General features: G+C 70.2%; 25 protein-coding genes and 3 pseudogenes. 12 read left to right on the forward strand and 16 right to left on the reverse strand.

Translation table 11 applies throughout. The features are described 5' to 3' along the window. Positions 1–82 precede the first annotated feature (82 nt). The 3 genes from ACQP00_RS21365 to ACQP00_RS21375 are packed head-to-tail and all read left to right on the forward strand — an operon-like array spanning position 83 to position 2,945. Positions 83–1,099 carry a permease gene (locus ACQP00_RS21365; protein ID WP_433221694.1) on the forward strand — a complete coding sequence of 339 codons (1,017 nt, stop codon included), beginning with the start codon at positions 83–85 and terminating at the stop codon, positions 1,097–1,099. Then, entirely contained in the window at positions 1,096–1,842 is a 747-nt protein-coding gene (locus ACQP00_RS21370; protein WP_433221696.1) for a TIGR03943 family putative permease subunit, read from the forward strand. The genes ACQP00_RS21365 and ACQP00_RS21370 overlap by 4 nt, the downstream gene beginning before the upstream one ends. Continuing rightward, positions 1,839–2,945, forward strand: coding sequence for a hypothetical protein (locus tag ACQP00_RS21375; protein ID WP_433221698.1), 1,107 nt, complete (start codon positions 1,839–1,841; stop codon positions 2,943–2,945). The genes ACQP00_RS21370 and ACQP00_RS21375 overlap by 4 nt, the downstream gene beginning before the upstream one ends. A gap of 15 nt (positions 2,946–2,960) precedes the next feature. On the opposite strand, the gene ACQP00_RS21380 is transcribed toward ACQP00_RS21375, so the two are convergent. Next, the gene (locus ACQP00_RS21380) at positions 2,961–4,052 is read right to left on the reverse strand and encodes a hypothetical protein (protein ID WP_433221700.1); all 1,092 of its coding nucleotides are present in this window, start codon (positions 4,050–4,052) and stop codon (positions 2,961–2,963) included. Positions 4,053–4,195: 143 nt separating this feature from the next. Next, entirely contained in the window at positions 4,196–6,208 is a 2,013-nt protein-coding gene (locus ACQP00_RS21385) for a S8 family serine peptidase (RefSeq protein ID WP_433221702.1), read from the reverse strand. Positions 6,209–6,451: 243 nt separating this feature from the next. Here ACQP00_RS21385 and ACQP00_RS21390 point away from each other — a divergent pair. Further along, positions 6,452–6,735, forward strand: a pseudogene (locus tag ACQP00_RS21390) (type B 50S ribosomal protein L31). 14 nt (positions 6,736–6,749) lie between these two features. Then, positions 6,750–7,094, forward strand: a pseudogene (locus ACQP00_RS21395) (GTP-binding protein); the annotation flags it as partial. A gap of 416 nt (positions 7,095–7,510) precedes the next feature. Here the strand turns inward: ACQP00_RS21395 and ACQP00_RS21400 are convergent. Continuing rightward, a complete protein-coding gene (locus tag ACQP00_RS21400; protein WP_433221704.1) occupies positions 7,511–9,163 on the reverse strand; it encodes a methyl-accepting chemotaxis protein in 1,653 nt (550 codons plus the stop codon). Between the two features lie 254 nt (positions 9,164–9,417). On the opposite strand from ACQP00_RS21400, the gene ACQP00_RS21405 reads away from it, so the two are divergent. Further along, on the forward strand, positions 9,418–9,753 hold the full coding sequence (locus ACQP00_RS21405) for an STAS domain-containing protein (RefSeq protein WP_433221706.1): 336 nt from the start codon (positions 9,418–9,420) through the stop codon (positions 9,751–9,753). A gap of 1,091 nt (positions 9,754–10,844) precedes the next feature. On the opposite strand, the gene ACQP00_RS21410 is transcribed toward ACQP00_RS21405, so the two are convergent. Then, on the reverse strand, positions 10,845–11,210 hold the full coding sequence (locus ACQP00_RS21410; RefSeq protein WP_433221708.1) for a hypothetical protein: 366 nt from the start codon (positions 11,208–11,210) through the stop codon (positions 10,845–10,847). Positions 11,211–11,828: 618 nt separating this feature from the next. On the opposite strand from ACQP00_RS21410, the gene ACQP00_RS21415 reads away from it, so the two are divergent. Beyond that, complete coding sequence (locus tag ACQP00_RS21415; protein WP_433221710.1) at positions 11,829–12,284, forward strand: DUF2243 domain-containing protein; 456 nt, start codon at positions 11,829–11,831, stop codon at positions 12,282–12,284. A gap of 67 nt (positions 12,285–12,351) precedes the next feature. Continuing rightward, positions 12,352–13,134, forward strand: coding sequence for a cytochrome c oxidase assembly protein (locus ACQP00_RS21420; protein WP_433221712.1), 783 nt, complete (start codon positions 12,352–12,354; stop codon positions 13,132–13,134). A gap of 53 nt (positions 13,135–13,187) precedes the next feature. Here the strand turns inward: ACQP00_RS21420 and ACQP00_RS21425 are convergent, their stop codons facing one another. The 4 genes and pseudogenes from ACQP00_RS21425 to ACQP00_RS21440 form a co-directional block, all read right to left on the reverse strand. Further along, positions 13,188–13,907, reverse strand: a complete 720-nt coding sequence (locus ACQP00_RS21425) for a hypothetical protein (protein WP_433221713.1) — start codon at positions 13,905–13,907, stop codon at positions 13,188–13,190. A gap of 78 nt (positions 13,908–13,985) precedes the next feature. Next, positions 13,986–14,444 (reverse strand): hypothetical protein, encoded by a 459-nt coding sequence (locus tag ACQP00_RS21430; protein WP_433221715.1) that lies wholly within the window; start codon positions 14,442–14,444, stop codon positions 13,986–13,988. Between the two features lie 65 nt (positions 14,445–14,509). Beyond that, positions 14,510–14,641 (reverse strand): annotated as a pseudogene (locus tag ACQP00_RS21435) (transcriptional regulator); the annotation flags it as partial. A gap of 370 nt (positions 14,642–15,011) precedes the next feature. Beyond that, positions 15,012–15,323 (reverse strand): hypothetical protein, encoded by a 312-nt coding sequence (locus ACQP00_RS21440; RefSeq protein WP_433221717.1) that lies wholly within the window; start codon positions 15,321–15,323, stop codon positions 15,012–15,014. A 189-nt stretch (positions 15,324–15,512) separates the two neighbouring features. Here ACQP00_RS21440 and ACQP00_RS21445 point away from each other — a divergent pair, with 189 nt between their 5' ends. The 3 genes from ACQP00_RS21445 (at position 15,513) to ACQP00_RS21455 (ending at position 16,987) form a co-directional block, all read left to right on the forward strand. Then, positions 15,513–16,034, forward strand: a complete 522-nt coding sequence (locus ACQP00_RS21445) for a class I SAM-dependent methyltransferase (protein WP_433221719.1) — start codon at positions 15,513–15,515, stop codon at positions 16,032–16,034. A 130-nt stretch (positions 16,035–16,164) separates the two neighbouring features. Beyond that, positions 16,165–16,287 carry a hypothetical protein gene (locus ACQP00_RS21450; RefSeq protein WP_433221721.1) on the forward strand — a complete coding sequence of 41 codons (123 nt, stop codon included), beginning with the start codon at positions 16,165–16,167 and terminating at the stop codon, positions 16,285–16,287. 46 nt (positions 16,288–16,333) lie between these two features. Continuing rightward, a complete protein-coding gene (locus tag ACQP00_RS21455; RefSeq protein ID WP_433221723.1) occupies positions 16,334–16,987 on the forward strand; it encodes a GNAT family N-acetyltransferase in 654 nt (217 codons plus the stop codon). Between the two features lie 179 nt (positions 16,988–17,166). Here ACQP00_RS21455 and ACQP00_RS21460 read toward each other — a convergent pair whose 3' ends face one another. The 8 genes from ACQP00_RS21460 to ACQP00_RS21495 form a co-directional block, all read right to left on the reverse strand. Then, positions 17,167–18,315, reverse strand: a complete 1,149-nt coding sequence (locus ACQP00_RS21460) for a PAS domain-containing protein (RefSeq protein ID WP_433221725.1) — start codon at positions 18,313–18,315, stop codon at positions 17,167–17,169. Next, positions 18,312–19,151: a GAF domain-containing protein gene (locus ACQP00_RS21465; protein WP_433221727.1), complete on the reverse strand. Its 840-nt coding sequence runs from the start codon at positions 19,149–19,151 to the stop codon at positions 18,312–18,314. Before ACQP00_RS21465 ends, ACQP00_RS21460 begins: the two co-directional genes overlap by 4 nt. Positions 19,152–19,495: 344 nt before the next feature. Beyond that, positions 19,496–20,587: an IS630 family transposase gene (locus ACQP00_RS21470; protein ID WP_433221255.1), complete on the reverse strand. Its 1,092-nt coding sequence runs from the start codon at positions 20,585–20,587 to the stop codon at positions 19,496–19,498. Positions 20,588–20,596: 9 nt separating this feature from the next. After that, positions 20,597–20,719, reverse strand: coding sequence for a hypothetical protein (locus ACQP00_RS21475; RefSeq protein WP_433221729.1), 123 nt, complete (start codon positions 20,717–20,719; stop codon positions 20,597–20,599). 178 nt (positions 20,720–20,897) lie between these two features. After that, the gene (locus ACQP00_RS21480; RefSeq protein ID WP_433221731.1) at positions 20,898–21,128 is read right to left on the reverse strand and encodes a PAS domain-containing protein; all 231 of its coding nucleotides are present in this window, start codon (positions 21,126–21,128) and stop codon (positions 20,898–20,900) included. Continuing rightward, entirely contained in the window at positions 21,125–21,373 is a 249-nt protein-coding gene (locus ACQP00_RS21485; RefSeq protein WP_433221732.1) for a PAS domain-containing protein, read from the reverse strand. Before ACQP00_RS21485 ends, ACQP00_RS21480 begins: the two co-directional genes overlap by 4 nt. Before the next feature lie 315 nt (positions 21,374–21,688). Beyond that, complete coding sequence (locus tag ACQP00_RS21490) at positions 21,689–22,339, reverse strand: chemotaxis protein CheB (protein WP_433221734.1); 651 nt, start codon at positions 22,337–22,339, stop codon at positions 21,689–21,691. 682 nt (positions 22,340–23,021) lie between these two features. Beyond that, positions 23,022–23,258 (reverse strand): hypothetical protein, encoded by a 237-nt coding sequence (locus tag ACQP00_RS21495; protein WP_433221736.1) that lies wholly within the window; start codon positions 23,256–23,258, stop codon positions 23,022–23,024. Between ACQP00_RS21495 and ACQP00_RS21500 the strand changes: the two genes are divergently transcribed. After that, positions 23,253–24,161, forward strand: coding sequence for a PP2C family protein-serine/threonine phosphatase (locus tag ACQP00_RS21500; protein WP_433221738.1), 909 nt, complete (start codon positions 23,253–23,255; stop codon positions 24,159–24,161). The two genes, ACQP00_RS21495 and ACQP00_RS21500, sit on opposite strands and share 6 nt — an antisense overlap. The last annotated feature ends 18 nt before the right edge of the window (positions 24,162–24,179 follow it).

Below are 24,179 nucleotides of genomic sequence, written 5' to 3' on the forward strand. Positions count from 1 at the left end.
GTATGTCACGGTGGGCATCCGACCAGGTACGGTCACCGCAACGGTATGACTCGACCACGGGCGTCGGCGTACCCTGTGCGGGATGCACGACACCCAACCGTCGGCCGCCCGGATCGGCACTCCGGCGGAGTCCGCCACCGGCAGCCGCCGCAACCGTCGTTCCTGGGCCCTGGAACTGCTGGCGCTGCTGCTGGTCGCGGCGATCGTGGCCCGCGGCTGGATCGGCGGCGCGTTCACCTCGCCCCGCGCCCAGGAATGGGTGACCGTCTTCGTGGCGATCGTGGTGCAGGCCGTGCCGTTCGTCGTCCTCGGCACGCTGCTGTCCGCGGCCATCGCCACCCTGGTGCCGGAGCAGTTCTTCGCCCGGGCCCTGCCGTCGCGGCCGGCGCTCGCCGTGCCGGTGGCCGGCGTCGCGGGCCTTGCCCTGCCCGGCTGCGAGTGTGCGTCGGTGCCGGTCGCCGGTGCGCTGATGCGGCGCGGCGTCACACCCGCCGCGGCCTTGGCGTTCCTGCTGGCCGCGCCCGCGATCAACCCGGTCGTCCTCGCGGCGACCGCGGTCGCGTTCCCCGGCCGGCCGATGATGGTCGTGGCCCGGCTCGTCGCGAGCCTGGCGACCAGCCTGGCGATGGGTTGGCTGTGGCTGCGGCTGGGCCGAACCGACTGGTTGCGCATGCCGCGGCGGCCTGCGGTGACTGGCAGCCGGACGATGGCGTACTTCGCGGCAGTGCGGCAGGATGCTGCCGAGGCCGCCGGGTTCCTGGTCATCGGCGCCGCGACCGCCGCCTGTCTCAACGTGCTGGTCCCGCAGCGCTCGCTGCACGCTCTCGCCGAGCACCCGGTGCTCGCCGTTGCCGCCCTGGCGGGACTGGCGGTACTGCTGTCCATCTGTTCCGAGGCTGACGCGTTCGTCGCCGCGTCGCTGTCGCAGTTCTCGCTCACCGCCCGGCTCGCGTTCCTGGTCGTCGGGCCGATGGTCGACCTGAAGCTGTTCGCGATGCAGGCCGGCACGTTCGGGCGCCGGTTCGCCGTGCGCTTCGCGCCGGCGACGTTCGTCGTCGGCGTGAGCATCGCCGTGCTCACCGGGGTGGTGCTGCTGTGAACGGCCGGGCCGGAGTGCAGTCTGTCGTGCTGCTGCTGGCCGGCGGTGCGCTCATCCGCACCGCGACCACGGGCACGTACGTGCGCTACGTGAAGCCCGGTCTGCACTGGTACCTGGTCGCTGCCGGGGCCGTCCTGGTCCTGGTCGCCCTCGTCAACCTCGCCCGCCTGTTCCTGGCCACCACCCGCCCGCCGACCGACGAGCACCATGACCACGAACCGGACGACGGGCACGGGCACGGCCACAGCCGGTTCGAGCCGTCCTGGCTCGTCGTCGCCCCGGTCCTCGCCCTGCTGCTCGTCGCGCCACCCGCTCTCGGCTCCTACGCCGCATCCCACGGCGGCACCGCCCTGAATGCCTCGGGCGGCTCCGACTTCCCGCCGCTGCCGGCCGGCGACCCGGCCCGGGTCTCGCTGCTGGAATACGCCTCCCGGGCCGTGTTCGACCAGGGCCGCAGCCTGACCGGCCGGACCGTGACCATGTCCGGGTTCATCGTCACCGACGGCGACCGGCGCTACCTCACCCGGATGATCATCACCTGCTGCGCGGCCGACGCACGCCCGGTCAAGGTCGGGCTCACCGGCGCCGTCCCGCCCGGCCTGGCCGCCGACACGTGGCTCGAGATCACCGGCACCTACACTGCCAAGACCGACCCAGACCCGGTCGATGGCGCCCCCATCCCCTACGTCACCGTCACCACCGCGCAGCCGATCCCGGCCCCGAAAGAGCCCTACGAGTCGTGACCGCCGAGGTGATCCGACGCTGGCGGACACCGCTCGCCGCGGCGGCCGCCGTCGCCGCGACCACCGCGCTGCTGGCCCTGCCCACCCCGGGCAGCGGCACTCCCGGACCGCCGGACCAGGCGGACACCCTGGCCGGCATCTGGCCGCAAGCGCGCACCGTGGACGCGGCGGCGACCCTGCCCGACGGCACCACCTACACCCCGGCCGCCGTCCTCGACCCGCACCACATCGTCGTCCAGATCGCCGACGCCGACCCGGACACCGCCTCCCTCGCACTGCTCGACCCCGCCGACCCGGCCCATCCGCTCCGCCTGGACACGATTCCGATCGCTGGCGGCGGCTCGTTCGACGCCGTCACCGTCGACGGCGGGCACGTCTACTGGATGTCCAGCGTCGCCGATGACCAGAACCGCACCCGCGACACTTTGCACCGCGCCGACGCGGCCGGGCACACCACCGTGCTCACTTCGGACACCGGCGATGCCACATTCCGCGGCAGCAGCTACGACCTGCAGGCCGCCGACGGGCGGATCTGGTGGACGGCGACCCGCGGCTCCACCGTGCCGACCACCGACCTGCGCTCCGTCCCGGCCGGCGGCGGCACCGTCGATGTCCGTCCCGTCGACGGCACCTATCACCTGACCCACTGGCCCTGGGCGGTCGACGACGGCACCGGAGGCCGACCCGTCATCCAGCGCAATCTCGTGACCGGCGCGCAGCGCACTCTCGACCAACCGATCGGGCAGGACCTGGACTGCGGCGCCGTCTGGTGCCGTCACGTCGTGCGGACCACGCAGGGCACGGTCGTCACGCTGGGCCGGACCGACGGCACCGCACAGACCGCCCGGATCAACACCGACGGGGAGGTCCCGCTCTTCACCGACGTCGCGATCGTGGACCGCTTCGAGTTCTTCACCGCCCCGATCTCCACCCAGGCCGCCACCGCCAGCGAACGACTCACCCTCTACGACCTGACCAACGCCCGGCGCGTCGGCCTCGCCGTGTCCACCGCCGAGGGCCTGTCCGGGACCTGGCTGTGGTGGGCCACCGGTGACAACGAGACCATGACCTGGCACCTGCTCGACCTCGCTACCCTGCAGTAGAGACAGCCGGACCTCTCAGCGGGGCAGTGTTCGCAGGTCGAGACTGTGCCAGACAAGTGCCTCCTGGTCCCCGGTCGACCACCACAGCACCCCGTCGCGGCCCAGCACCTGCCCGGTCGTCTCCGTCACCAGCACCAACCGCCCGTCGGTGAGGTCGGACAGCAGCAGACGCAGCCCCAGCGTCGTTGCCGACGCCCCGGCCGCGTCGCTGACCGGCTCGAACCGGTCCAGCAGCGCCACGTCGTACAGCACCGCCGACGGCGTCCCACCGCCGATCCGCCTCCTGTCGGAGCCATCCGGCCGCACCAGGTCATACCGGGTCGCCGCGCCCGCGCCGGACACGATCGACCGGCACCACACCACCCTCTCCAATGGCGGCGCCGCCACGACGGTCTCCGCCCCGGTGTCCAGGCGCCGCAGCCGCATCGGTCCGCTGCCGACCCCGGGCGCGCTGTGCAACCATGGCCACGCCGACAACGCGAACGCCCCCGTCACCCGGTCAACCCGCACCGGCCCGCCGACCACCGGCACCGACCGGACCTCGGTGACCAGGGCGTCGCCCGGCGCGGCGGCGACCCAGTGCACCCGCCCGTCGGCGACGACAAGGTCGTACTGCGACTCGAAGAACACCGCCGCGCCTGCGTCCTTGGTCAGCAGCGACGCCAACGCAGACCCGGACAGCGGCACCCGCCAGATCTCGGTCGATGCCTGCCCGATACCCGTACTGACCCTGAGCTCCGTCCAGAACAGCACCCCATCGGCAACGGCGAAGCCGAGGAACTGTGGCTGCCGGTCCTGCGCCACCCGCTGCAGGTGCCGCACACCACAGCGGTCGGGCAGGAGCAGCCGCACCGCGTCCCCCGCCGGCGTCGGCGCCGTCCCGACCGCCGTCGTCGCGTCGCCATAGAGCAGCGGCTGGAACGCCACTCCGTCGGCCAGGACGCCTGGGCGTCGGCAACCACGGCTGTGGGCCAGCGTTGGGCGAGCGTCTCCAGGGGCGGCCGGCGACGGCGGGCCGGACGCGGCGACCGGCACCGGCGGTGCCGGCGCGGTGAGCAGCCAGCCGGTGGCCAGGACCGCCGCGGCGAGCGAACCGGCCGGAAGCACGTGCGCGAGCCGCGTCGCCGGAATCTACCAACCCCGCTCCTCGCCGTTGCCGCGATCGGTCCAGGACCGCCCATGGCGGACAGGACGGCCCGGTCCCGGCGTAGCCGGGACCGGGCCTGGAGCGATGTCGAGCGGGCAGTGGATCAGGACACGGTGAGGCCGGTGTCGTCGAGAACGAACGAGGTCTGCAGGGAGCTGTCCTCGGTGCCGGTGAACCGGATGGTGACGGTCTGGCCGGCGAACGCGGCGAGGTTGAACGTCCTCTGGACGTAGCCGGTGGCCGTGGTCAGGTTGCTGTAGGTCGCCAGGGTGGTGGTGGAGGCGCCGACGACCTGCACGGTGAGCTTGTCGTAGGCGGTGGAGGTACTGGTCTCGCTGGTGTCGATGTGCAGCCAGAAGGCCAGGGTGTAGGCCGAGCAGCCGCTTGGCAGCGTCACGGTCTGGCTGAGGGTGTCGCTGTGGGTGCTGCCGTAACCGTTCAGCCAGGCGTTCCAGGTGCCGGTCCGGGTCGGCTGGCCGTTGCTGCTGTACTGGCCGATGACACCGGTGCTGGCGGTCCAGGAGGCGGTGCCGGACTCGAAGCCGGGGTTGGCCAGCTTCTGGCCCGCACCGGAACAGCCGCCGCCGGAGCCAGCCACGGTGAGCGAGAAGCTGGCCGTGTGGGTGGCGCCGGTCCCGGTACCAGTGATCGTGACCGAGTAGGTGCCGGGCGCGGTCGACGCGGAGGTGCTGATCGACAGCGTCGAGGAGCCGCCCGAGGTGACCGACGCGGGGCTGAACGACGCGCTGGCCCCGGCCGGCAGGCCGCTGGCCGACAGCGACACGCTCTGCGCGCTGCCCGACGTGGTGGTCGTGCTGACCGTGGCGCTGACCGACCCGCCGGGTACGGTCGACACGGATGCCGGCGAGGCGGCGATCGAGAAGTCGTTGGCCGCGGTGCCGCCGCCGACATAGAGTAGGCGGTTCGGTGAGCCGGTGCCGACGCCGGTGATCACGCCGGTCGTCGCGCTGTTGACGAGCGAGTCACGGACCTGCTGCGGCATGTAGGTCGGGTTCTGGGCCAGGACCAGGGCCGCGGCGCCGGTCACGTGCGGTGTGGCCATGGACGTGCCGCTGATCGTGTTCGTCGCCGTGTTGCTGGTGTACCACGCCGAGGTGATCGACGAGCCTGGCGCGAAGATGTCGAGGCAGGTGCCGATGTTGGAGAACGACGACCGGGCGTCGGTGCTCGTGGTCGAGCCGACCGTGATCGCGTTCGGGACCCGCGACGGCGAGCCGTTGCAGGCGTTGGCGCCGTTGTCGTTGCCGGCCGCCACGGCGTAGGTCACACCGTCGGCGATCGAGTTGTTGACGGCGGTGTCGATGCTGGTGTCGACGCCGCCGCCGAGGCTCATGTTGGCCACCGCCGGCTCGCCAGGGTCATGGTCGCCGGTGACCCAGTCGATGCCGGCGACAACCTGCGCCGTGGTGCCGCTGCCGGAGGCGTCCAGGACCCGCACTCCGACGAGCGTCACGCCCTTGGCGACGCCGTAGCTGGTGCCGCCGACCGTGCCCGAGACGTGGGTGCCGTGGCCGTTGGCGTCGTCGGCGCTGCCGCCGTCGATGGCGTCGTACCCGGACACGGCGCGGCCGCCGAAGTCGTTGTGCGCGAACCGGATGCCGGTGTCGATGATGTACGCCCGCACGCCGCTGGCCACGGTCGGGTACGTGTAGCTGTTGTTGGCCGGCAGGTTGCGCTGGTCGATACGGTCCAGGCCCCAGGACGGGGTCGGCGACTCGGTACCGGAGATGCGGTAGACGCCGTTCTGCTGCACGTAGTCGACAGCAGGGCTGGCGGCCAGCCGGTGCGCCGCAGCCTCGCTCAGGGACACCTCGAACCCGTGCAACGCGTTGCGGTAGGTATGCCCGACCGTGCCGCCGAACTCGCGTCCGAGGTGCTGTGCGGTGGCGTCGACACCGTCACGCTGTAGTGCCGTGGTGTTCTTCAGCACGACGACGTAGCTGCCGGCGACCGTGGCGCCTCCGGCGGGGCGGATCGCACCCTCCTGCGGCGCGGCGGCCGCGGTCGTACTCATTCCGAAGACGCCGGCCACGACGACGGTCACGGCGGCGACGCCGCCGGCATACCATCGACGGTCCTGATAAGGGAATGTCATGTCCCTGCTCCTCCCTACGGCATGGGACGGTCCGCCGGCGGTTCGTGGCGCTCGACGGACATTGATTGCTGAGAGGAGGGTACGACCGGGCCTACCAGCTGAATAGAGATTGAAACTCATGATGGTTAGTGATTGACTCGGACGCGATGCGGCCGCCGGAAATGCAGATGTGGCAATGTGTTCAGCCCCGGTCCGTTGCCGGACAGCCCGAGGACCGGCACCTCTCGGAGGCCACCTCGGTGTCTGTGCGGTGCCGAACTATCCGCGGATGGTCGTCACGGGTGGTTCGTCACGGTCAGCGGGGTCGTCTTCCGTGACCGCAGCGCCGGGTTCCAGTTCCTCACCCGATCCACGGCCACCAGCGACAAGACGGTCGAGGGGGAGGACGGCAACACTTACCCGGTGGCGCTGTCGAGATCTCCTCGGCCAGCCACCCGGTCTATACCGGCCGCAGCCGGGTTCTCGACACCGCCGGCCGGATTGAGAAGTTCCGTAGCAAGTATGCTCGAGCCAGCGGCCGTCCGTGACTGCTACGACAGTCATGCTGCCGGTCACCATGCTGTCCGGGTTTCTCGGCGCCGGAAAAACCACGGTGCTCAAACATATGCTCGCCAACCGCGACGGCCTGCGGGTCGCGGTCATCGTCAACGACATGAGCGAGGTCAACATCGATGCCGCGCTGATCCGCGACGGTGGCGGACTGTCCCGTATCGAGGAACGGCTGGTTGAGATGACCAATGGGTGCATCTGCTGTAACCTGCGCGACGACCTACTCGGCGAGGTGGCCGACCTTGCCCGGCAAGGCCAGTTTGACTATCTCCTCATCGAGTCCAGCGGCATCTCCGAGCCTATGCCGGTCGCTGCCACCTTCGCCTTCGGTATCGACGGGGACGACCGCGTTCTGGCCGACGTCCAGGGAGGTGGACGCGGTTACCGCAGTCGTTAATGGTCTTGTCGCGGGAATTGATCCCACTAAGGTTTCCGCGCAAACGGCCTCCTAACTTGCCGCCGTTCGGGCGTTGGTGAACGGTGAGTTGAACGCTTTGGGCCACGGCACGGTCCTTGCAAGTTTGGCAATCTCCGCGGCCTTGGCAATGATTAACCTGGTCGCGCTCGTAACGATGCGCCGAAAGGATTTCGGGCGTTGTCGTGCACTAGGCGCCACAGGCAACTCATCGTGTGCCTTCTGCTAAGTCAGGTCGGACTCCCTGCGATCATTGGAGTGTTCCTGGGGGTGAGTGCATCGATGATAATCCTTGTCGCTACGGGTGCCATCATTTCCCCCGGTTTCTTTTGCCGTGGTCAGTGCAGGGCGGCGACTTGTTCGGCGGCGTGGCGGACTTGAGTGGTGAGACCGGCGACGGTGCTGGATTGGTGGGCGGCGACCTGGCGGGCGTCGGTGATAGTGGTGTCGATGCCCGTGATGGCTTGGCCGATGCGGGTCATGGCCGTGACGACGCCGTCGACGTCGCGGCGCAGCTCGGCGAGGGTGCTGGTGGCGGCGTCGGTGGATTCGGCGGTGGTCGTGGCGAGGGTTTTGACTTCGCCGGCGACGACGGCGAACCCGCGGCCGGCGATGCCGGCCCGGGAGGCTTCGATGGCGGCGTTGAGGGCGAGGAGGTTGGTCTGGCGGGCGATGACGGCGATGAACCGGACGACGTCGTCGACCTTGTTCAGGCTCTCTTGGAGGGTGCGGACGAGTTGGCCGGTGCGGGCGTTTTCGGTGAGCATGTCGTTCGCCGCGGTGTGCGCCGCCTGGATTTTGGTGTCGATGTCCGCGGAAGCGGCACCGACCGCGGTGACCTCGGCGCCGACCTGGTCGAGCTGGGCTGTCACGGTCCGGGAGGTGTGTTCGACGACCTGCCGGGCGTGCCGTTGCGCGGCGTGGTCGGCGGCGGCTCGTTCGGCTTGCGCTTCGGCATGTTCCTGTTCGCGCTGTTGACGTTCGGCGTGCAGTTGGGCGTCGCGTCCGGCGAGGGTGTCGAGCATGGCGTCGATGGAGTGGCCGAGGACCGCGATGTCGTCGGTCCCGGCCGGGTCGATGCGTAGGGTGTGATCGCCGGACTGGACGATGCGTTCCATGGTGCGGCGCAGCGGTCCGACCCGCCGGCGCAGGGTGGACCGGACGGACCACAACAGCGTCACCATGAGCAGGGCCGACGCGGCGGCGACGAACGCGAATAGCCGCAACGCGGTGCGGTCCGCGGCCGCGTGAATGGGGCGGGGCTGGACGCTGTCCAGGACAATCCGGCCGCCGTTGGCGGTGGGGATGGCGGCGTCAACGGCGATGCGGCCAGCGCCGAGCACGGTGGTGCTGACGGTGATCGGCCCGGCAAGGCTGGGCAGTGCCGGTTGCGGCTGGGCACCTGGCCGGGGGCGGGCGGTGAGGGTGACGGGCAGGTTGATCGCGGCGCTGAACGCGGTGAGGCGGGCGTGGTCGAGGCGTTTGAGCAGGATCAGGCCACCGGCTGGAGTGCCCTCACCGGTGTTGGGGAAGGCGCCGAGCCCGCAGTACAGGTAGACGGTTCCAGCGGATACCAGGCCGCAGCTCGCGTGGCCCGCGCCGGCTACCGGGTCGAACAGCCGGCGCACCACGGTGGGGTCGGCCAAGGCTTGGTCCGGCGGCCGGTAGGTGTCGGTGCCGTCGGTCATTCCGCCGACCCGGAGCATTCCGTCGGTGCCGATGCCGAGCACCCCGTCCAGGTCGTTGGCCGTGTGCTGGGTTGCGGGCGGGAAGTCTTCGGCGAACCTGGCCGGGTCGGCGCCGGCGATGTCCTGATATGTGTTGTCCCAGACGGCATTCGTCGCCCCGAACGTGCGCAGCAGCTGGGCCTGGCTGTCCAGGCCGATGCGGATCCGGTCGGCGTCCTGGGCCACCTGTTGGGCCTCCAACTGCTGGAAGGCGCCGGTGGTGATCTGCTGCATCACCAGCAACGCCAACCCCAGCCCGGTCAACGCACCTAGCCCAGGAGCCACGTATCGCCACACACCACGCATGCCGCTCTGTTCGGCGACCATCACCGCAACCTGAGGTCACCAATCCACTCGCCGCAACTGTCCGGCCAACGACCTGGCGAACGGCCCGGCCAGCCGGTTCGCGGGCCGCCGGATCGGTGAGCACGGTACACCGGTTGTCGGGAGTGTCGGTCCGTCTGCCTGCTGCCGCCCAGCTGAGGTGGTCGTACCGTCAGGGTATGGCTGTGCGTGGCATGCCGCTGACGGTCACCATCGGGGCGGCGACCGCTGACCGGCGACAGGTGATCCTCGCCGGATACGTCGACGAGTCGACCGCATCCGTCCTGCTGGCTGCCCTCGACCAGGCTGTGCTCGGCCCGTCCGGAGCCGGGTCTCCGGCGGTGCTCGAAGTGGATATGGCGCAGGTGACCCACTTCTCCCTGGCCGGGCTGCGGGTACTCGACGACGTGCAGCACCGGTCCGGATGTTCGGTGGTATTGCTTGGTGCCGACCGGCAGGTCCGCCGGCTGCTGGAGGTGCTGCACCTCCAAGAACGGTTCGGTCTGCCGAGCGCGCATCCCAGCCGATGACGGCCGAGGCCCCGGGGCTGAGTGCTGCGTCTCAGTGAGACCGACGCCCAGCACGGGACGGGCGCCATGATCATGCGCGTCGTCCACGTCGAGATGCAGACACCGGTCATCATCGACGGCGAACGGTGGTAGACGGTATGCAACTCAGCACCGACGGTATCGAACGCTGCCCCCGCAGCACCCTGGTCCGCAGGCGCAGCCTCCCACTGCCCGGCGTGGCCTCGCTAGGAGGACCGATGCCGCCCCGGTACACCACGGGCGCGGGCTGCCACGTCAGGGTCCAGCCCCTGGATGCCGGGCGCCAGGCCCCTGGTACCAGACGGTGGGTGGGTCCGAGATCGTAGCCACGTTCCGGCGCCGCGGGAGCCATATGGCCATATTTGGTGCCGTGTCGCGCGGCAGGTTCTGTGAACAGACACGGCCGATGCGCGCACCGGATCTTGGCTTCAAGGTGCGGCGTCCGGTTCGGGCGGGATTCGAGGTCTTGGCAGGCGGCTTGCGCCGTGAACTGGCGCGTTGCTGATCGATAGATCCGTCCGCGGATCGCTTGGGAGGCTGGCTGTCAACTGGCGATCATTTGCCTCGATTACGGTTGTCGGGACGCGCCGCTATCGACGGCGGCGTCATGAGCCAACGCCAGATTTGCCGCTTCGCCTGGCGGATGCCCAACCGGGCGAGGCGAGTCAGTACGGATACCGCTTCCCCGGTCGGCTGCTGCTCATATTGGATTCTTGAGGCGGATCGCACTGTCCGCTGCAACCAATTTGGGACGCTCGATCTACCGATCTGAGCGAGGGCGTGCCGATATTCCTGGTGAAGGGCAGGCCCTCCGAACTGGGAACGCCAGGCCGACGCGGACGGTGCGGAGCGGGCGTAAGCCGCCGTGGAGCCCCGCTGCGTCCTAACGTCTTCAGCGCGGTACCGGGCCGTCCTCCTCGACGGCTAGACGGCCGTTGCCGTGGTTGCCGACGGCGGTCTCCCGACGGACCGCCACGACGCGGCCTGCATACTCGGATAGCTCGCGCAAGGCCCTGCAGCACCCGTCGCACGCCGCCCCCGCACGGTGAGGTCCACACCGCCACGGCTGGGCGTTAGCCGGTGGTGTGCCAGTCGGTGACGTGATCTTCGGTCCAGACCTTGGAGTGCGGTCGGCGGTCGCCGTGGACCTCGATGTGCCGGGCCGGGTTTGTTTCGATAATGCCTTCGCGGACGGCGTGGTTGAGTGCGGCGCAGAGGGTGGTGCGTAGGTGCTGCATCGCGGACGGGAGCTGTGGCTGGCCTTTCCGGTTGGTGGTGGCGATCTCGGCGAACCTGGCCCGTAGGAGCGTTCCGTCGAGGTCTGCGAGGCGCAGGGTGCCGAGCCGCGGGAATATGACCTGTTCGACGTCGCGGGTGTCGTGCAGCATGCTCGTGGGTCGCAGATGGGTGCGGGTGGAAAGCCAGTACCGCGCAGCCACAGGTCCACCGTCCAGGACCGGGCGGTGCGTTCCTCACCGGTGGCAGCGAGTCATTCGTCGCGGGCCCGTCGGGCGACGGCCTGGGATGGGTAGCTGCCGCGGCGGACCCGTTCGGAGCGGCCGTGCAGGTGCGGACGGAGGCGTGGAAGCACCACGACCCGTGCGCCTGCTCGCCCAGTCGCGGGCAGCGTTGTTCAAGTCGCCGACCGCACCCGTCTCGACAGCCGGACCGCTTGAAGGTCACACCCTTGCTTGACCGCAGGTCCGTCACCTTTCATCAATGTTGGGCTCAGCATGGCTATGCCGGAACGGTGGTCCGTCGCCCGTCGGAGTGACCGCGGCTCTCCGGTGCAGCCAGACGGTGACGGTGTCAGCATCTGGGCGGGAACCGACGTATCGCTTCGGTCGCCACGCGGGAACGAGTGCAGCCACCTTCATTAGGTATAGGGCGGTGCGGGCCGTGTGTTTCGCTATTCGTAGCTCGGGTAGCGACAGCGACATCACACCGGGAGGCTTGGGGACGGTCCACGCCGATCGGGCACGCTGGTTGGCAGGTCCGCACCTGGCCAGGACGGAGATCTGTTGAGGCGCCGATCCGGCCGGTACCCCGGCGAACGCGTGAGGGCGAACCCTGCCGCCGGTCCGAACGTCCTATCGGGGGTGCTGCTCGGCTTCGGGATCGCCGCGTTCATTGACGAGACGATCTTCCACCAGTTGCTGCACTGGCACCACTTCTATGACAGATCCACCCCCAGTGTCGGGCTCATCTCCGATGGGATCTTCCACGCTCTCGGCTGGTTCGCCACCGTCGCGGCGCTGTTCCTGTTCGCGGATCTGCGCCGCCGGCGGACCTTCGCGCCGTTGCGCTGGTGGGCCGGGGTCCTCCTCGGTGCCGGCGCGTTCCAGCTGTACGACGGCACCGTCCAGCACAAACTGATGCGGTTGCACCAGATCCGATACCACGTGGACCTGGTCCCTTATGACTGGACCTGGAACATCCTCGCCGCTGTCATGATCGTCGCCGGTGTCGTCCTGCTGGTTCGGGACCGTCGCGTCGACGTCCGCCACGGCTGACCGGGCCTGGGTGGTAGAGGCGTTGACCGACCATCTGCATCACCCTGACGGTGCGGGGGCGGGGTTGGTGGGGGTGTGGCTGGCCGTCGCGGTGCCGTTCGGCGCCGCGGTCGGCTACGTCGCCGCCGTGGACCGGGTCCGCCGCCGTGGCGGCGACTGGCCGGGGTGGCGCATCGGTGTGTGGTTTGCCGGACTGTTCACCGCCGCCACGGCGATCCTCGGCCCGGCGGTGGCGGGACGGCACGACTTCACCGCCCACATGGCCGGGCATCTGCTGCTAGGCATGGCCGCCCCGCTGCTGCTGGTCCCCGCCGCGCCGGTCATCCTGACGCTACGCGCGCTCCCGGTCCCCCTCGCGCGGCGTGTGGCCCGGCTGCTGAGCACGCGCCCGGCCCGCGTGCTCACCCATCCGGTGACCGCGGCGGCCCTGAATGTCGGCGGCCTGTGGCTGCTGTACGGCACCGGCCTGTACCAGCAGATGGGCACCCGCCCGTGGCTGCACCTGGCGGTGCACGCCCACATCGCCGCCGCCGGATACCTGCTCACCGCCGCGGTCGTCGGTGTCGACCCGGCACCCCACCGCCCGAACCGCCGGGTCCGCGCCGTCGTGATCGTGGCGTTCCTGGCCGCGCATGACATCCTCGCCAAACACCTCTACGCCCACCCACCCGCCGGTGTGCCGGGCGGCCGGGCGCGGACCGGCGCCCAGCTCATGTACTACGGCGGTGACATGCTCGACTTGGCGCTCATCACGGTCTTCTGCTGGCAGTGGTACCGCGCGGCCGCACCCCGCACCCGCCCGCCACCGCTGCCGTTGGCCTGCCCGCACCCGGCGCCTCGTCGATCGTGATCCGCGCTACGCATCAGAAGGTTAGGGGTTCGAGTCCCTTCGGGCGCGCACCATCAAGAGGCGGTTGACCTGCGGAAGCGCGGGACGACCGCTTCGTTGTTTCTGTCCGCTGTGGACGGTTGGTGCCACGCGGGTGCCACAGTGGTGTCGTCACGCTCTGTGACACCGTCCTGATCGGTGGGGGTGTGACCTGAGACTTCTTGACGTTGGTCGGTCGTGCCGGGGTCGGCACACCTTTCGCGGTTCGCTGGTGGCGCCGGTTCCGGCGGCTCTTGACGCGGATCTTCTCTCGGGTACGGCGGTCGGCAGCGAGGACGAGCTTCGCGGTGGCGTCGGCGCACTTGCGCTGGGCGAGCGGGAGGACGCTGGTGTAGGTGTCGGCGGTGATCACGATGCTGGAGTGCCCGAGCAGGTCCTGCAGCGTCTTGAGGTCCGCACCGGCTTTGTGGGCTAGGGACGGCGCCGTGCCGCAGGTCGTGCAGCCGGACCGGCGGAACACCGACCCGTTTGACGAGGAGCCGGAACCAGCCGCTGGCGTAGCCGGGGTGGATCGGGTTGCCCTCCTTGCCGACGAACACATACCCGGAGTCGCGCCACACCTTTCCGGCGGCGAGTCGACGCTCACGCTGCTGGGCCTGCCGACGGCGGTGCTCGCGCAGCACCTTCACGGTGCGCCGGTCCAGGGCGACCGCCCGCCGCCCGGCGGCGGTCTTCGGTTCGCCCTCGATCACCTGGTAGCCGGCGGTGGTCCGGTTGCGGACGACGAACAGCACGCCGTGCTCGAGGTCGAGCTCCGACCAGCGCAGCCCGCACGCCTCACCCCGGCGCAGGCCGCGCAGGGCGGTGAGCCATCACAGCGCGAACAACGCGTCGTTGGAGATGCCGTGGAGGAAGGTGGCGAGTTGGTCGGCGGTCCAGACCGCGACGGAGGGTCGTTCGCCGGTGCGTTCCCATTCCTCGACGCTGCCGTCGGTCCAGACCTTTGCGTGGGGTTTGCGGTAGGACGAGACCTCGGTGTGTCGGGCCGGGTTGGCGGCGACGACGCCTTCGCGGACGGCGAGGTTGAGCGCGGCGCGCAAGATCGTGCGAAGGTGCTGCATCGCGGAGGCGGACTGCGGCTGGCCTTTGGTGTTGGTGGTCTGCTCGATCTCGGTGAAGACGGCGCGGAGTCGTCGGGTGTCGAGATCGGCCAGGCACAGCCTGTCGAGGTGTGGGATGAGGACTCGCTTGATATCGCGGGTGTAGTGCAGTTTGGTCGTCGGGCGGATGCTGGTGCGGCTGGACAGCCAGTACCGCAGCCACCGCTCCACCGTCCACACATCATGCGCAGGACGTTGTGCGGGCCCGCGGGACCGGGGCGGCCGTCGAACAGGAGGGCGAAGAACTGCGGGGCGGCCGCGTTCGTGCGGCGGATGTCCCACGACCAGTCCAGCACGACCGCCGGGTGGGGCTCCTGCCGGGTCAGGATCGCGTCGAGGGCGCCCGTCACCGCGGCCAGCGAGGGCACGTCCAGGGTCGACTCGCGGTAGGCCGGGGCGCCCTAGCGCACCTTGACCATGGCCAGCCTCGATTCAGTCGCCCGGTGGCTCACGCGGCCGCCGTGAGCCATCTACCCTCTGGCACCGGAGGTCGCCGCTAGCCTCATCGCCGATGCGATCTTCTTCTTTGTATGCATGTCGCCAGACACCATCATCAACCGACTCTCCGATGCCCGGGTGCATGCCCTGTCCGCTGGCAACGAGTCGTGGCTGAGGCGGGCGGCCCAAGCCAGGCTCAACCGCCGTCACCAGTCACTCCTGGGCCGGCGGCGTCCGGTCGACGTCGGGGCTGCGGACCCGTCAGGAGATGGGTTCGACACGAGAGAGCTGGCGGGCAGGTTAGGGGGCCTGTCCGCCAGCGGAAACCCGGAACGCTTCGCCCGAGTGGCGCCCGCCGGATGCGCCTGGATACGAGTCGTGCATCATCCGAAATCCGCAACCGTCGCTGCGCGTGTCACCACTCACGGCCGGTAGACCGGGACGAGGCGCAGCGGCAGGTGCACCCTCGCCGAGGGCACCGCCTTCCGCAGCACGGCAGCCGCCGCGCCAGGCCAGCGCCGCGGCGAGCCGCGCATAGTGGCGGGCCTGACGGTTGTTGCCGGGCAGAACGACCAATCCTGGCCCGCTGCCGACACTGGTGAACTCGATCATCGCGCCATCCACGGAGGTGACCCGATCCATACACAGTCAAGGCTGCCAGACGCCGGCCAGGCGTGCGGGCCCCTCGTCGGTGCGAGCGTGAACCGGTCGACCCGGCTCGCCGCTGCGTTCGGCAGCGATCTGATTGCGCCAGGTTCGAGCACCGAATCTCGTCCGACGTGGTAACGCAGGGAGCTGGCCGTGCCGCGGTATCGTGGCACGGTGGTCTCGGCCTCGGCACGGACAAGCTCGGAACGGCCCTTCTACGCCCTGCACGCCGACGCGTACGACCTGCTGATCACCGATTCTGTGCAACCGTGGGTCGACGCGGTGCATGACGTGCTCGCCGGGGCCGGGCGCTCGACCGCGTTCGTCCTGGATGCGGGGTGCGGCACGGGCCGGCATGCCGCGGGTCTCATCGCGAAGGGTCATCGCGTGGATGTGCTGGACGCGTCGGCCGAGTTGCTGTCGCAGGCCGCTGCCCGGTGCCCGCAGTCGCGGGCGATGGCGGCCGACCTGTGCACCATGCCGGCCTGGCCGCGCTATGACGCGGTGACCTGCCGGGGTGTGCTCAACGACATGATCACCGACGCGGACCGGTCGTCCGCGGTACGGTCGCTGGCCGGCAGCCTCGTGCCCGGGCGGTGTGCTGTTCCTCGATCTGCGCGAGGCAGCGGGTTCCCGGCGGCGGGCCGATGGCGCCCCCCAGTCACGGCAGGTTGACCTTGGTGACGGCGGCCGTTTGACCTTCGTCAGCCGTACGACCTGGAGACGCGGACGGCTGGAGGTCGAGGAGACGTACGAGATGGACAGGCCCGCCATGCCGTCGCAGGTGTCACACTACAGCTTCACCATGCGACCCTGGACCGAGCCGGAACTCCGCGACGTCCTGCGCGACAGTGGCCTGCGCGACGTGCGGATCAGCGCCGGCGTCGGCCGTCGTACCCCGGACCGCTGGTTCGTGGTGGCCCACTGACCGGCTCACGCGGCGGGTGCGGGCGCCGGCCGCTACGGTGATGCATATGCCGAGCTTGGTCGATCCCGCACTTGCGGCCGGATCGCTGCGCAGCCTCACACAGCCTCGACTGGCTGTCGACGACGACCTGGTGCTGCGCCCGTGGCGCGCCGACGACGACGACGCAGCCGCCGTCCGTGCCGCGTTCGCTGCCCCCGACATTCAGCGCTGGCACATGCGCAGGATCGACAGCGACGACGAAGCCCGCCAGTGGGTGGCTGCCTGGGCCACGACGTGGCCGGCTGAGACCGATGCGGGCTGGGCCGTCGTGCGCACCGGCGACGATCGGGCGATCGGCCATGTCAGTCTGCGCACCATCGCGTTGTTCGCGGCCCAGGCGCAGGTGTCCTACTGGGTCATACCCGCCGCGCGCGGTGCCCGCGTGGCGACGAGGGCGACCCTCACACTCGCCCGGTGGGCATTCCAGGTGCTCCGGCTGCATCGCGTGTTCCTGTTGCACTCGACCGGCAACCCGGCGTCCTGCAACGTTGCGACGAGGTGCGGGTTTCCCGCCGAGGGCACCCTGCGCGGATATCTGCTGCACGCCGACGGCTGGCACGACATGCACCTGCACGCCCGCCTGTACACGGACCCGGCAGACCGATTCGTACACCGCGACAACGCCATCAACGCTGTGGTCTCGTTCGTCGACCAGGAATAGACGGACCTGCGGCATCCGCACATCGGCTACTTATTTGCTGGATCTACGACCGCAGCCCGGCCAGATGAGTGAGTCGATCTTGGCTTGTCGCGAGGCGCACGACCGGCGGTCGGGGATTCGTAGCCCATGCCGCAGCGATCGCGTTGTGTTCCGGTGGTGATCGGATGTAGCGCAACCGTTCAGCACGCCGGGCACCGTTTCGGCATGCGCACCCATCGATCGCCCATGCTGCTCCCGCCGATGAGCTGCTCGGGGGTGTGGCCGAGCAGGGCGGCGTAGGCCGGGTTGACGGCCAGGAGGGTGCCGTCGAGGGCGCGGATGATCTGCCCAACGGCGGAGTTGCTGAACTGGCCTTTGAACCGTTGTCCGGATGCGGCGAGGGCACGCTCGGCGGCCCGCTCCGCGGTCACATCGGTGTTGATCTCCAACACCGACCCGGCCAGGTCGGCGCCTGCAGCGGGCTGTGCAGCGCCGACGGTGGTGTCGAGGTGCAGGACCTGCCGGCTGAGGACGGTGACGGTGCGGCCGTCCGCGGTGACGTGGTCCAGCTGCCCGTCCCAGCGGCCGTCTTCGCGCAGCGTGCGGGTGAGGTCGGCGGCGGTGCTGCCGTGCGGGAACCGGGTTGCCAGGAGCCGATGGCTGCTCTCGCCGGTGGCGGCCGACAAGGCCCAGCCGTAGAGTTCTTCGGCGCCCCGGTTCCACCACCGGATGGGTCCGTCGAGGTCACGGACGAGGACCGTGGCCGGGATGAGCTCGAGCAAAGTGGCCTGGCGTTGCAGCTGGGCCAGGGCAGCACGACACGTCGGTGACGTCTTCACCTGGTCGACCGCATACCGCGGCGCACCGTGCTCGTCAGGGGCGATGGCGACAGCGACGGTGACCCAGACTGTGTGGCTGTCCTTGTGCCGGTAGCGCCGTTCGATGGTCACGATGTCGCAGGTGCCGTCGATGAGCTGGTGGAAGAGGTCGGCGGTGCTGTCCACGTCGTCGGGGTGCTGCAGGTCCCGGAACGTCATGGTGCTGAGTTCGGCGGTGCTGTAGCCGGTGATCCGGGTCATGGCCGGGTTGGCGTGCAGGTACCGGCCGAACTCCGCGGGGTCGACGCTGGCCAGGGTCAGGCCGAGCGGGGAGTTGTCGAACGCGACCTGGAAGCGGGTTTCGCTGGCCTGCAGCGCGGTGAGCGCGGCGGTGCGTTCGGCGAGCAGGTTCGCGGTGCGGGCGGCGTCGTCGGCGTGGCGCAGCGCGGAGCTGAGGCTGTCGGCGAGCAGGCTCAGCTGCTGCTCGTCGGTGTCGTCGAACGCGCCGGCCCGGGTGGCGGCGACCGTCAACGCGCCGACGGGTCGGTGCGGGTGTCGGTGCAGTGGGCGGGTTCGCCGGTGACCAGGACGGTGCTGCTGATCGAGCCGACGACCGGGACCCGGGTGCCGAGCGCGGCGGTGAGGGTGCCGGCGGTGGCCGCGTACCGCATCGTGTCGCCGTCGAGGAGTTCCACGGCGACGCCGTCGGCGGCGGGGAAGAGGCGGGTGGCGCGTTGGGCGACGACGGCGATCGCGATGTCGCGGTCGGCGGCGGCCGCGGTCACCTCCCGTTGCACCAGCAGCAGCTCGCGCATCCGCTGCGTCTCGCGTTCGGCGGCGTGCTGGCGGGCGGCGGTGGCCTCGGCGTGGCTTAGCGCCCCGGTCAGCGAGTCGGCGAGCAGCTTCAGTTGCTGCTCGTCGGTGTCGTCGAATGCGCCCGGCCACCGGCTGCGCACCGACAGGACCCCGAGGGGCCCGTCGGCGCCGAGCAGCGGCGCGACCATGAACGACCCGACGCGCGCGGCGGCGACGACCGCCGCCGCGACCCGGCCGTCCCGGGCAGGGTCGTTGCAGCGTTGCGTGGTCGCGGTGCGCATCGCCAGCCCGGCCAGGGACCCGGTCACCGGCACCGGCGGACGGTCGGCGGGCACATCACCGCTCGCGGTCGCCATCGACAGCGTCGTGCCGTCGGGGTCGAGCAGGTGCACGGAGGTGGCGTCGTTGGCGTCGATGACCTGCAACGCCCCGTCGGCCATCGCCTGCAGTATGGTGTCGCGGTCACCGGCCGCCGAGGTCACTTCCCGCTGCCCCGCGATCGTGGTCCGCAGCCGGGCCGTCTCCCGCCGCGCCCGCGCGGTCGCGGCCACGGTCGCAGTGATGTCCTCGGCCTGGAACGCCCAATGCGCAACGCCGCCCGAGCCGGAGCTGGGGCCGGGGGATCGCAGTCAGGCTCAGGCGAGCCCACACGATGCTGCCGTCGGGACGGACCTGTCGGATGCCGAACCGGGCGACCAGGCCCGGCTGCTGCCTGGTTCGCCGTCGCTGCTCCTCGCTGCGGCCGAGATCGTCGGGGGTGGATGAAGTCGCGGTCGCGGTGGCCGGGCACCTCGTCGAGGCTGCGGCCGAGCACGGCCGCCCAGGTCCGCTTCGCTCCAGCCGAGCCGGGACCAGGCGGTGTTCGCGCGGACCACCCGACCGGCCGGGGTGGACACTAGTGTCCCGCGTCAGAAATTCGTCGGCAAAATCGTGCGAGTGACTCGAGGATCTCTTCGGCGGTCTTGGTCCAGATGAACGGTCGTGGATTGCTGTTCCAGTCGGTGATCCACGATCGGATGTCTGCTTCGAGTGACTGCACGCTCTTGTGGGTGCCGCGGCGGATCTTCTGCTCGGTGAGGAACCCGAACCACCGTTCGACCTGGTTGATCCAGGATGAGCCGGTCGGGGTGAAGTGCATGTGGAAGCGGGGGTGCCGGGCGAGCCAGGCGCGGATCTGCGGGGTCTTGTGCGTGCCGTAGTTGTCGCAGACCAGGTGCACGTCCAGATCGGCGGGCACGGTCTTGTTGATGGTGGTCAGGAACTTCTTGAACTCCGCGGCCCGGTGCTGGCGGTGCAGTTCGCTGATCACGGTGCCGTCGGCGATGTTGAACGCGGCGAACAGGCTGGTGATCCCGTTGCGGTGGTAGTCGTGGGTGCGCCGCTCGGGCATGCCGGGCATCATCGGCAGCACGGGCTGGGACCGCTCGAGAGCTTGGATCTGGGACTTTTCATCGACACACAGCACGACCGCCCGCTCCGGCGGGTTGTGATACAAGCCGACGACGTCGACGACCTTCTCGATGAACTGCGGATCGGTGGACAGCTTGAACGTCTCCGCCAGGTGCGGCTTCAATCCGAAGTCCCGCCAGATCCTGCCGACCGTGGACTTCGACATCCCGGACCGTTCCGCCATCGACTTACGCGACCAGTGCGTGGCGTTGCGCGGCGTCTGCTCCAACGTCGTCACCACAACCTGTTCGATCCGGTCAAGGCCGATCGACGGCGGCCGCCCCGGCCGCTGCTCATCAATCAACCCATCGAGGCGGATCGCCACGAACCGCCGGCGCCACTTGCTGACCGTGTCCGGATGCACGCCCAAATTCGTTGCCACGTCGGCGTTCGAGGCACCTTCAGCACACGCCAGGACAATCCGCGCCCGCATCGCAAGCACCTGCGCCGTCTTCGCCCGCCGCGACCACCGAACCAGCACGGATCGCTCTTCATCAGTCAGCACCAGCGGGGTAGTGGGACGCCCGGTCCTCGGCATCCCACCATCCTACTCACACTTAACCGACGAACTTTTGACGCAGGACACTAGCAGCAGGTCGGGCGTGGCCGACACGATCGCGTCGAGCAGCTCACGGTCATAGCGCTGCTCGGTGACGTCGACCAGCTGCACCAGCGGCTGTCGGCGGCGCGCCCCGTTCGCCCGGCAGGACCGCCACCACCAGCAGGCACCACACGTGCTGCCCGTCGCGGCGTACCAGCCGCTGGTGGACCTGGTAGGGCGGCGCCCGGCCGGCCAGCAGCTGCCGCATCCGCAAACCGTGACCGGTGAGGTCTTCGGCCGGGATCAGTCATCCCACGTCCGCGCCGGACAGGTCGTCGCCGACAAAGCCGAGCAGGGCGGTGGCCGCCGGGTTCGCCTGCGCCACGATCCCGTCGAGGCCGAGCAGGACCACACCGGCCGGGGCGGCGGTGAACACGGACCGGAACCGAGCGGCGCGCTCTGCGAGGGCATGCTGATCACCGGAGTCCACCGACTCGAGCACCACGTACGGGGCGTTGCCGGCGTCGTGCGTGATCACCGCCGGATGGTCACCCACACCCGCGTGCTGTTGTAGTGGTGCAGCTGCCGCTCGACGACGATCTCCCGCTGCTGCCCGCGGGCCAGCCGCTCTAGCATCGCCTGCACCGGCGGCCGGTCGACCGGGTCGAACACCGCCAGGGCGGACCGGCCAAGCACCTCCTGCCGCGTGGAGCCGACGAGGGTACAGAACGCGGCGTTGACCTCGACCAGGTCAGTGAACGACGCCGGCGCCAGACTCGCCACCGCCTTGGCCACACACTGTGCTCGAACGCCTCGGCGAGCAGCCGCGCCCGCGAACGCTCGTCGAGCCGCTGCAGCAGACCGACCCTCACCCCTGCCTCATCGACCACCACCCCGGCAACTTGAGCCACCGACACCCTCGGACAGCAGAACGGCACTGGACATGGCCGCACGCCCCCAGATGCGGACCGCGCTGGTAGAGCGTGACCTGGATCACAGGTAACGCTGTAGCCGCACACAGCCCGGCCATGCGCGAGACGCGGCGGTGGCGACGAGCCGGGCGCCCGCCGTCGCGGCCGACGCCGGCGCAGGCAGCTCTCAGCGCGCGGCGAGGTCCATGATCGCCGCAGCGATGTCATCGAGGGCAAGGACCTGGCTGACCTTGCCGGTGGCGATCGCCGCCTCCGGCATGGCGAACACCGCGGACGTGGCCTCGTCCTGGGCGAGGACCGTGCCCCCGCAGTGCACCACCGCCCGGACCCCGGCCTGCGCGTCATGCCCATAGCCGGTCAGGACCACCGCCAGCGCGCGCGGGCCACAGGTCACCGCCAACGTGGCCAGCAGCAGGTCCCCCGACGGCCGGGCCGGCGGCAACGAACCCGTCTCGATCAGCGCGATCCGCGCCCGCGACGTCACCAGCAAGTGCCGTCCCGGCGGCACCACCAGCACCACACCCGGCTGCATCACCATGTCCGGCTCCGCCAGCTCCACCGGCAGCCGGGTCCGCCGACCCAACACTCGCGCGAGCTCATTGACCCGGTGCGGAGCCTGATGCAGGGCCACCAGCACCACTGCGGCCAAATCCTCGGGCAACGGCTCCAGCACCCGCAGCAGCGCCGCCACCCCACCAGTCGAGGCAATGATCGCCACGACCGGGAACTCGACCGGAAACGGGTCGCGATCAGCGCCACCCGCTGCCGCGCCAACGCGCGTCACGGCCGGCTCGATCCCTGCGGCCGCACCGTTCATCCGCTCAGCGTACGGGGTTCTGTCGCGAACCCATACCTCCGGGCAACGTGGATCCGCGCCATCGCGCACGGCGGCACCGCCCGGGTCCCTCCATCGGCCGGACCTTCGCCCTGGTCCGATGTGGCGACTCGACGCGGCGTCGCCGCGCCTGGCCGCGAAGCACGAGGAGCGACCCGTCGAGCCGGCGACCAGCACGCCGGTGGCGGGGTCCAGCGTGCGGTGCGGCCAGCTGCGGCCTCCCAGCTCGCGTACGTCACCGGTGCGATGGTCCACCTGCGCCGGGCGTCGGCCTCCTGGATTGATGCCGATGGCGCCATCGCCGCGGGCGGGTGCCAGCCGTCACCCCCGCCCCTGGGGACGCCGGCCGGCCGAAAGCATGATGCCGCAGCTGACGGTTCGAATAGCGGGTGACCCGCCGTTCGCACCATGTCCTGCGCCATGCGCCAACGCGGGGTCCGCCGCGGTTGGGGATCGCCGCTCGCCGTGCGCACTATGGGGCCGGCACACCCCAGCCGGCTCCATATCCGGGCATGATGAGAGGCACGATGAACACGGCAGGCATGACCGCCCTGAACAGCCTCGCCGGGCGACTGCACCACGCCAAACCCGAGGACCTGCCAGGTATCGCCGAGGACACCGCGACCAGTCTCGGCGCCACCGCCACCACCCTGTGGCTCGTCGACTACAACCAGATCGACTTGTTCGCCAAGGTACCGGCGATCCGGGCGGCCCCCGACCCGATCCCGATCGATGGCACCATCGTCGGGCGCGCGCCTACAGCATCGGCGCCACCACCCGCGTCGCCAGCGGCGAAATGGGCGGCGAGCAGTGGTGGCTCCCGATCGTCGACGGTGCCGAACGCGTCGGTGTCTTCGAGGTCACCCTCAGCCATGCCGCGGCCGCCGATCCGGATGTGCACAGGAATCTGCAGACCCTCGCGACGCTGCTCGGGCAGATTCTCACCGCCCGGCACAGCTACGGCGACGCCATGGAACGCACCCGCCGCCGGTTCCCGATGCAGCTCGCCGCGGAGATCATCTGGACTCAGTTGCCGCCGCTGACGTTCGCCACCGACCACGCCACCGTGGCGGCGATCCTCGAACCGGCCTACGACGTCGGCGGCGACGCGTTCGACTACGCCGGCAACGGCGACACCCTTCATGTCGCGCTGATCGACGCCGCCGGGCACGGCATCGAGGCCAGCACGCTGACCGCCCTGGCGCTCAGCGCCTACCGCAACGCCCGCCGCTGCCTCGACCTCGCCGACTCTTACCGCTCGGTCGACAAGTGGGTCAACGCCCAGCACCCCGGCAGTTTCGTCACCGTGATCCTCGCCGAACTCGACACCACCACCGGCCTGTACCGCGAGATCAGCGCCGGGCACCCCGGCGAACTGCTGCTGCGCAACGGCAGCTGCATCGCCGAACTCCAAGCGCCGACCGCCATGCCCCTCGGCCTGGGCGACCTCGCTGACCCGATCCCCGCCGTCGCCGAGCTCACCCTCGACACCGGCGATCAGCTGCTGCTCTACACCGACGGCGTCGTCGAGGCCCGCACCGACGCCGGTGACCTCTTCGGCGTGCAACGCCTCGCCGAATTCGTCATCAGAGCTCTCGCGGATCAACTCCCGGCCGCCGAAACCATGCGCCGGCTCGTCCACGCCATCCTCGCCCACCAACACGAACGACTCCAGGACGACGCCACCGCCGTCCTCCTCGAATGGAACAGCGCACCCGTGCCCGCGGCTGCCGGTCCGTACGTCCTGAACACCAACAGCCGGCCGGCCACGCAACCCAGGCCCTCGACGGATCTGTGGCGCTGACCGGAGCCATCAGGACCG

The organism is Dactylosporangium sp. CS-047395 (genome assembly GCF_050942185.1).
Lineage (GTDB): Bacteria > Actinomycetota > Actinomycetes > Mycobacteriales > Micromonosporaceae > Dactylosporangium.